This is a genomic window from Pararhodobacter sp. SW119, from assembly GCF_017811755.1.
In the GTDB taxonomy this organism is placed as follows: Bacteria; Pseudomonadota; Alphaproteobacteria; order Rhodobacterales; family Rhodobacteraceae; genus Pararhodobacter.
In genome coordinates this window covers 1-7,534 of sequence record NZ_JADDJF010000085.1, presented here as the reverse complement: position 1 = coordinate 7,534, position 7,534 = coordinate 1, and the positions used below count along the sequence as shown (strand labels likewise).

Annotated in this window: 6 protein-coding genes and 1 pseudogene; 4 read left to right on the top strand and 3 right to left on the bottom strand. The window is 62.3% G+C overall.

Annotation, left to right across the window (positions count from 1 at the left end):
• Positions 1-461: 461 nt before the first annotated feature.
• The 3 genes from IM708_RS19680 to IM708_RS19670 all read left to right on the top strand — a co-directional run bounded on the left by IM708_RS19680 (position 462) and on the right by IM708_RS19670 (position 3,535).
• Positions 462-1,337, top strand: coding sequence for a hypothetical protein (locus IM708_RS19680; RefSeq protein WP_209428278.1), 876 nt, complete (start codon positions 462-464; stop codon positions 1,335-1,337).
• Between the two features lie 33 nt (positions 1,338-1,370).
• Complete coding sequence (locus tag IM708_RS19675) at positions 1,371-2,261, top strand: N-acetylmuramoyl-L-alanine amidase (protein ID WP_209428277.1); 891 nt, start codon at positions 1,371-1,373, stop codon at positions 2,259-2,261.
• Between the two features lie 116 nt (positions 2,262-2,377).
• Entirely contained in the window at positions 2,378-3,535 is a 1,158-nt protein-coding gene (locus IM708_RS19670) for an IS5 family transposase (protein WP_209428276.1), read from the top strand.
• On the opposite strand, the gene IM708_RS19665 is transcribed toward IM708_RS19670, so the two are convergent.
• Positions 3,518-5,041 (bottom strand): IS66 family transposase, encoded by a 1,524-nt coding sequence (locus tag IM708_RS19665; RefSeq protein ID WP_209428279.1) that lies wholly within the window; start codon positions 5,039-5,041, stop codon positions 3,518-3,520. The two genes, IM708_RS19670 and IM708_RS19665, sit on opposite strands and share 18 nt — an antisense overlap.
• Positions 5,042-5,587: 546 nt before the next feature.
• Here IM708_RS19665 and IM708_RS19655 point away from each other — a divergent pair.
• Complete coding sequence (locus tag IM708_RS19655; protein ID WP_209428274.1) at positions 5,588-6,298, top strand: hypothetical protein; 711 nt, start codon at positions 5,588-5,590, stop codon at positions 6,296-6,298.
• A gap of 61 nt (positions 6,299-6,359) precedes the next feature.
• Here the strand turns inward: IM708_RS19655 and IM708_RS19650 are convergent, their stop codons facing one another.
• Together IM708_RS19650 and IM708_RS21455 are read right to left on the bottom strand one after the other, a co-directional pair.
• The gene (locus IM708_RS19650) at positions 6,360-6,776 is read right to left on the bottom strand and encodes a transposase (protein ID WP_209428273.1); all 417 of its coding nucleotides are present in this window, start codon (positions 6,774-6,776) and stop codon (positions 6,360-6,362) included.
• A gap of 364 nt (positions 6,777-7,140) precedes the next feature.
• A pseudogene (locus tag IM708_RS21455) lies at positions 7,141-7,425 on the bottom strand (hypothetical protein); the annotation flags it as partial.
• Positions 7,426-7,534 lie beyond the last annotated feature (109 nt).

The window sequence follows — 7,534 nt, the reverse complement described above, 5'->3', positions numbered from 1 at the left end:
GACGCCCTGATCGGCCGATTCCGCGGCTTCATGCAACCCTTCTGCGGCCCCGCGTCGAAGAACCTTGCCGCCTACGGCCGCTGGCACGCCGCCCGGAACAACGCGGACCGCTCCTACCTGGATGCTCTCAGGCTGCTGCTCGCTTCAGGCCCTCGCACCAACACGGTTTGCTGACACCGCCCGGCCCATGAGTGACGTTCACTGGGTTGGCTCGCGCCGCGATGCAGCTTCGCCGAACTGGCCATTCGCTGCACTGTCAAATTTTTGGATTAGGTGAAATCACGGTCTGCGGCGAAGATGCCGGATGCTGGTGCATCTGGATCCAGGTCGGCTGATCATCCGAACCACGGACTGACGCGCGGCGCCGCGGCACGTGTTCCCAGAAGCCGTCACCGGTCCTGTAAGATTTGACTCGGTCCCCGAAGTCGCTAAACTAATCACGGATTTGCGGGGGAAGTATTGTGAGACCCATTTTCCGCCTGTTGCTTGCTGGTCTTTTTATTATTGTCGCAGCTCTTTCTGCCTGTTCGGATCATCGTGGCGCGGAGCAATTCGTTCTGTACTCTGGGGCTTTCGGGGAAAGCGCCACAACCACCACGGCAATCATTGATCAGATCTCCGTGGTGGAAAATGAACGTCTTCGGCGACAGGCCCGCAATCCGGGGCCCTCTGGTGTCGATGTGACCTTCGATGTCGATGAGGCGTCGATCTTTTCCGAGCTGACTGATCCCCCTCTCGCGGGTCAGTACAAGCGGGCGCTGCGGACGATTGAGGCCTACAACAAGCTGATGCTTGGATTTGCAACTGGGCAGGGATATGCGCAGTCCCAGGCGCTCTATAAGGCCTTTGCCGATGAGGCCGTCGGGCTTCTGGCTGCATTCAGCGGCACGGTGCAGCTTTCCGGTTCCGTGGCGCCGATAGTCGGTGTTCTGGACAGCATCACAACGGTTGTCGCGGCCAACCAGTCGCGCCGGTTCTTCCGGGAGAATGCCCTAGAGTATCATCCTGCGGTCATTCAGTTGTTGCGCGTTATGCGCGATGGCGCGCCGGTTTTGTTCGCCAACCTGACCGTGGGCACCGAAGATGCCATCGTCAATGCCTTAGCGGCGGGGCAAAGCCCGGCAAAATTGATCGAAAAGCACGAACAGGCGCGGATTCTGATGTCGGACTGGGTGGTTCTGATGGATCGCAATATTGCGGCGCTGGAAGCGATGAAGCTGGCAGTCGAAACGCAATCTACCTCGTTCAATGTGGAATCTGCTACGGCGGATCTCAGGGATTTCCGGGCGGCGGTGGAGTCGATCAAGGGAGGACTCGCCAAGCTGAACGCGAATTGAAGCATTTGAGTCGACCTAGATGGAGTTTCCATTATGTCAGAGAGAACCAGGCAAGGGTTGTTCGAACTGAGGGTGGCTATCGCCAAGGCTTTGAGCATTGAGACTGACGCAGGTAAGAAACAAGAGTTGCAGGACGAATTGGACACGCTCCAGGAAGAGCGGGATCGTCATTTGACGATGATTTCTCAGGCGCTTGCCGATGAGTTGGAAAAACCGATTCAGCGGGTCGAACAGATCGTCCGCGAACTGCAGAACGAAGACTTACATGTTGCGTTGCGTCGCGCCATGGACAAGTTGCGGATTGCTAAGGTCGGAGCGGCGTCCACGCGTCTGGTCTCGCAACCGAGTCAGCCAATTACGACGACCAGTGTCGGGCCGTTGTCATCCTCATCGGCGGTGCCCGCATCCTGGATGCCGAATGTCACGATGGACCGGGTGATTTGTCACTGGACCGCAGGTGGCTACCGCGCCGGGGGATTGGACAAATTCCACTATCACATCATGATAGAAGGCGACGGAACGCTGGTGCGGGGCAAGTTCTCGATCGCCGACAACGTTCGAAATTTAATCTGGAATCCAAGAAATTACGCGGCCCATACTAAGGGCACCAATACCCGGGCAATCGGGGTCTCTGTCTGTTCGATGGCCGGGGCTGCTGAGGGGCCACCGCTGAATTTGGGAACCGCACCGATGCTGAAATTGCAGTGGGAACGGATGATCGAGGTGGTGGCGCAGCTTTGCCGTATCTACGACATCGCAGTGACACCGACGACAGTTCTGGGGCATGGCGAGGTGGAAGCTAACATTGGCAACAAGCAATCGGGTAAGTGGGATCCGCTTGTTTTACCTTGGGATTTGAACGCTTCGAAGACTCAGGCGGGGACGATGCTGCGGCAGGGCGTGTCGGATTTGCTCGGGAACTGAACCGGCCCGAGGCGCGCCGTGCGGATCCCGAGATTAACAGGCTGCTGAAAAACCCAGCGTTGGACGCGCCTTGCAGGACATGATTCTCTCTCTTCGCGGTTTTCGGAGGGTTGGGGATGCGGGGCGCGGACGAAACGAGCGGGCTGCTTTTCAGCTATGTCGACATCGAGGCGCGTATCCCGTCGCGGCATCCGTTGCGGCAGATCCGGCGGATCGTAAACGACGTGCTCGTCGGGCTTGATACGGAGTTCGAGGGGCTTTACGCCAGCGTCGGACGTCCTTCGATCCTGCCGGAACGGCTGATCCGGGCGAGCCTGTTGCAGATCCTGTTCTCGGTGCGCTCCGAGCGCCAGCTCATGGAGCAGATGGATTACAATCTGATGTTCCGCTGGTTCGTCGGGCTTGGGATTGATGACGCGGTCTGGGTCTCGACGGTGTTCAGCAAGAACCGTGACCGGCTGCTGAGCACCGACATGGCGCGCAAGGTGATGGCAGCGATCCTGGCGCATCGCGAGGTCGCGCCACTGTTGTCGGACGAGCACTTCTCGGTCGATGGGACGCTGGTGAAAGCGTGGGCATCCATGAAGAGCTTCCGGCCGAGGCCGGAAGGCGCGCCGCCCAATGACGAGGGGCCGGGCGATCCTCCGACACCGGATGCCGCCACCGAGGACCAGCCCGAAGTGACCCAAGCCGAGACCGACCCGATGCCCCGCAACAACCGCCGCAACCGCAACGCCGAGGTCGATTTCAAGGGCGAGAAGCGCTCCAACGCAACCCATGCCTCGACGACCGATCCGGACGCCCGGCTCTACAAGAAATCCCCCGGCACCGCTGCAATGCTGTGCTTCATCGGGCATGCCCTCATGGAGAACCGCCACGGGCTGATCGTCCAGGGAGACCTGACCCGGGCTGACGGCCATGCCGAACGCAAAGCCGCGCTGGATATGGTGCATCGCCACTCCCCCGGATCGACCCGGAAGCTGACGCTCGGGGCAGACAAGGGGTTCGACAGTGCCGATTTCGTCGCCGACCTGCGCAAGGCCTGCGTCACCCCGCATGTCGCGCAGAAATCGCGACATTCAGCGATCGACGGACGCACGACCCGACATGAAGGCTATGCCCTGTCCCAGAAACACCGCAAACGGATCGAGGAGGCCTTCGGATGGGCCAAGACCGTCGGCGGCATGGCACAAACCATGTATCGGGGCGTCGAACGGGTCCGATCCCGCTTCATCAGTAAGCGCTACGGCCTGACCCTATGCGGCGAGGTTTGACGGCTGATTGAAGCGCCAGGGCATCAGGTCTTCGATGCCGCTTTTCGGGTGGCCTTCGAGGATCGCGCTCAGCGTAGCAGAGATATATTCGACAGGGTTGACGCCAGACATCTTGCAGGTGGCGACCAGCGAGGCGAGCATGGCCCAGTTCTCGGCGCCGACCTCGTTGCCTGCGAAGAGCGCATTTTTCCGCGTCAGGGCAATCGGTCTGATCTGATTTTCGACCGGGTTGGTATCCAGCTCGAGGCTGCCGTCGTCGAGGAAGCGGATCAGGCCTGGCCAGTGCGCCAAGGTGTAGCGGATGTCCTCGGCGAGCTGGGATTTCTGCGGGATGCGCGAGAGCTGGGCTTCCAGCCAAGGTTTGAGCGCGGCGATGATCGGGGCTGCGTGTTCGCGCCGGGCGGCCAGCCGGACGTCCGCCTCCTTGCCGCGCACGTTCTTCTCGATCTGATACAGCAGCGCGATCTGGCGCAGCATTTTCTCGGCGATGGGTGAGCCATCGTTCTCGAAGCGTTTCACGAAGCGGCGGCGGACATGGGTCCAGCAATAGACCAGCTGCCACGGGCCGGTGTCGCGCGTGATCTCGGTCAGCGCGTTGTAGGATTGATAGGCATCGCATTGCAGGAAGCGGCCGCGGTATCCGCCGAGGAATTTCAGCGGATGCTCTTTGCCCCGGCCGGGGGCGTAGTGGAACAGCACGATGGGTGGGCTCGTGCCGCCATGGCCGCGGTCGTCGGCGACGACAGCCCAGAAGAAGCCGCTCTTGGTGGCCTTGCGGCCCGGGTCCAGCACGGGCGCGCGGGTCTCATCCACGAAGATGCGGTCCGCGCCGCGCAGATGAGCCTTCATGTGATTGATGATCGGCATCAGGTGGAAACAGGCCCGGCCGACCCAGTTGCCGAGCGTGCCGCGGTCGAGGTCGATCCCCTGCCGCTTGAAGATCTCGGCCTGGCGGTAGAACGGAAGGTGGTCGCCGAATTTGGAGACGATGATCCAGGCGATGAACAGTTCCGTCGGCAGCCCGCCGGGCACGACATGCTCGGGCGCGTGCGCCTGTGCCACGGATTGCGAGCAGCGTCGGCAGGCGTATTTTGGGCGCCGCGTGACCAGAACCCGGAACTGCGCCGGGATCACGTCGAGACGCTCGGACACATCCTCACCGATCTTCGCCATCTCGCCGCAGCCGCAGGGGCAGAGCGTGCTGGCAGGTTCGACTACCCGCTCAACCCGGGGCAGATGCGCCGGCAGATGGCCACGATTGCGTTTCGGCTTGCGGGGCGTTTCCCCGTGCGCCCGTTGCATCGCGGCCTCGGCCTTCTCCTGCGCCGCCGCGAGCACACCTTGGGCCAGTTCGGCATCTTCCAGCGGCAGGTTTTCGCGTTGCGATGTGCGCAGGATATCTTCCAGCCGCCGATTGGCTTCCTGCACCTCGGCCAGCACCGCCTCGACTTGCGCCAGACGGGCTTTCAGCAAGGTGTTTTCGCGAGCAAGATCAGCGGCATCCATGGGTCGAAGTGAATCACGCAAACGCCCCCTCTGGCCAGTAAAAACAGGCCTTGAAGCGTACTTTTGCATCATCCTGCCGCCAGCGGACGTCGCGCCCGCTCCGGCCGGACCAGCCGCCACTCCAGACCTTCGAATAGGGCCGCCATCTGCGAGCTGGAAATTCGCATGACCCCGTCACGCACCTGGGGCCAAACGAACCTTCCACCCTCCAGGCGCTTGTGAACCAGAACCATGCCAGTCTGATCCCAGATCAGCAGCTTGATCCTGTCCGCGCGTTTCGACCGGAACACAAAGGCCGCCCCGCAGAAGGGGTCCATCCCGAACATTTCCTGAACCGCCAGCGACAGCCCATCGATGCCCTTGCGGTTATGCAGAGCTCTGCATAATCGCAATTATGCCGAGCGTATGATTATGCGGAGTTGAGGGATCGCTGGCCCGCTTTGTCGCAGAGCCTTGAATGACTTGTACGGAACTGGCCGAGTTCCGCGCCACATAATTTAGGCCTTCTCCCGGGGCGCGCCTGTGCGCCCGATGAGGAGACTGCCGATGAGCATTCTTGAGAAGCGAGAACCGAGCCGGCCGCCAAGCATGGACGCCAGCCAACTTGCAAAGCCGATCGCCGCCTATGCGGCGCACTTGGCCGACCTCGGTTACACCGCGCTGACGATCGGAGGGAACACCGACTCGGCGCGTCATCTTGCGGCTTGGCTCGCGCTTTCGGGCATCGCCGTTTCGGCGTTAGACGAGCAAGTGTTCGATCGCTTTGCGCGGCATCGCTGCCAGTGCGGAGGCAACCGCAGGTTGGACCGGCTCTCGGGCAAGTACGTCAATCGTGCCCGTCGCTTCGCGCGCTTTCTCGGCACGCTTGGCCTGGTTCCGGTGGCCGCGCCAAAGCCGGCGGCGGTTGATCCGTTCGTGGCCCGGTTCGGCGAGTGGCTGCGGCGCCATCGGGGCCTCTCCGAGCGGACGATCGCGCGCCACGTCCGCATGGTCTCGCGTCTCTTGCCGGCTTTGGGCGCCGATCCTCGCAGCTACGACGCGGTGCGCGTTCGGGCCGTGATCCTGGACGAGGGGAGGCGCTGCTCCGCCGCCTACGTCAAGACGATGGCGATGGCGCTCCGAGGCTATCTTCGCTTCCTCGCTGCGCGAGGTGAGTGCCGCCCGGGTCTCGATCACGCGGTGCCACTGACGCCGGACTGGAGGCTGTCGGCACTACAGAGCCGCCCTCAACTCCGCATAATCATACGCTCGGCATAATTGCGGAAATCCACTGGCCGCGTCGCCACGAAGACCTTCACCGGTCCGCCCTGACTGAACATCATGATACCGCCGCCCGTGCCGCCCGGATCGCCCGCGTCAACTGACCCTCATCGGCACCCGCGCCAGCACGTATCACAACATCGCCCACAACAATTTCCAGATCGGACCCGGCGACACCCGGCGGCGCATCCGCCGCGGTGTCATCGACCACCAGTTCCGCAAACATCGGCAAGGCCGCCACGCTCTCGGGCACCACCAGGTCGCCTCGGCGTATCCGCTTGCGCCAGTCGTAGACCTCCCAGCGAGTCGTGCCGTGCTTGCGCGCAACATCGGCCACCTTCACTCCCGGCATCAAGCTTTCCGCCGCGATCCGTGCACGCTCTGCCTTCGTGCGCTGTCGCCGACCGCTCGGCCCCTCGATCACTTCCAGTCGCGAAACACCAACACTCCTGAAGCCGTCCAATTGGACGCCCATTATGTCGTCTCTATCCAATTCCAACACCTCCGCCGCACATGAGCGCGAAGAATGCCCGCATCAGATCAGAAATGGCAGAAGGTGGTCGGCGTTGCGCTTACCTTCATCATGACAATGGCCGCCAACAACCTCGCCCGACTGCCTCGGTTGCTGACAGGATGAGGCTGAAAATGGTTGCCGAGGGCGCACCAGACGCGACGAGTAGGGTCGAAAAACCCAAGGCATCCGATCCGAAACAGGGGAAACTGTCCCGGCGCATCGACTATTTCAGCAGCCTGTTAAGGGGCAGCCATCAACGATACTTCGCCTGATCTTGCCCTCCAACCGGCCGCTTTCGCAAAGTGCTGCAAGCGCCATGCCGCAACTCGCCGTTGATCTTCTCAAAAATCTCGTCGAAGTGCCGCTGCCGCGACGCGCGCATCCGCTCGACGCACCGGCGGCGGAGCTCGCCGGCAAACATCGGGCCGAACCGGTTCCACCCGAACCGCACCGCCTCGTGGCTTCTCTCGACATCGCGCTCGGTGTGGCGAGGGACCTCGACGTTGCACAGCGACGGCGGAAAACGGATGCACAGCATAACCGAGAGACGGGCGGTGTCAGCAAACCGTGTTGGTGCGAGGGCCTGAAGCGAGCAGCAGCCTGAGGGCATCCAGGCAGGAGCGGTCCGCGTTGTTCCGGGCGGCGTGCCAGCGGCCGTAGGCGGCAAGGTTCTTCGACGCGGGGCCGCAGAAGGGCTGCATGAAGGCGCGGAACCGGCC

What these genes read in the sequence shown, in the direction of transcription:
- IM708_RS19655 (WP_209428274.1), top strand. Translation starts at nt 5,588, where the DNA reads ATGAGCATTCTTGAGAAGCGAGAACCGAGCCGGCCGCCAAGCATGGAC.
- IM708_RS19670 (WP_209428276.1), top strand. Translation starts at nt 2,378, where the DNA reads ATGCGGGGCGCGGACGAAACGAGCGGGCTGCTTTTCAGCTATGTCGAC.
- IM708_RS19665 (WP_209428279.1), bottom strand. Translation starts at nt 5,041, where the DNA reads ATGGATGCCGCTGATCTTGCTCGCGAAAACACCTTGCTGAAAGCCCGT.
- IM708_RS19675 (WP_209428277.1), top strand. Translation starts at nt 1,371, where the DNA reads ATGTCAGAGAGAACCAGGCAAGGGTTGTTCGAACTGAGGGTGGCTATC.
- IM708_RS19650 (WP_209428273.1), bottom strand. Translation starts at nt 6,776, where the DNA reads ATGGGCGTCCAATTGGACGGCTTCAGGAGTGTTGGTGTTTCGCGACTG.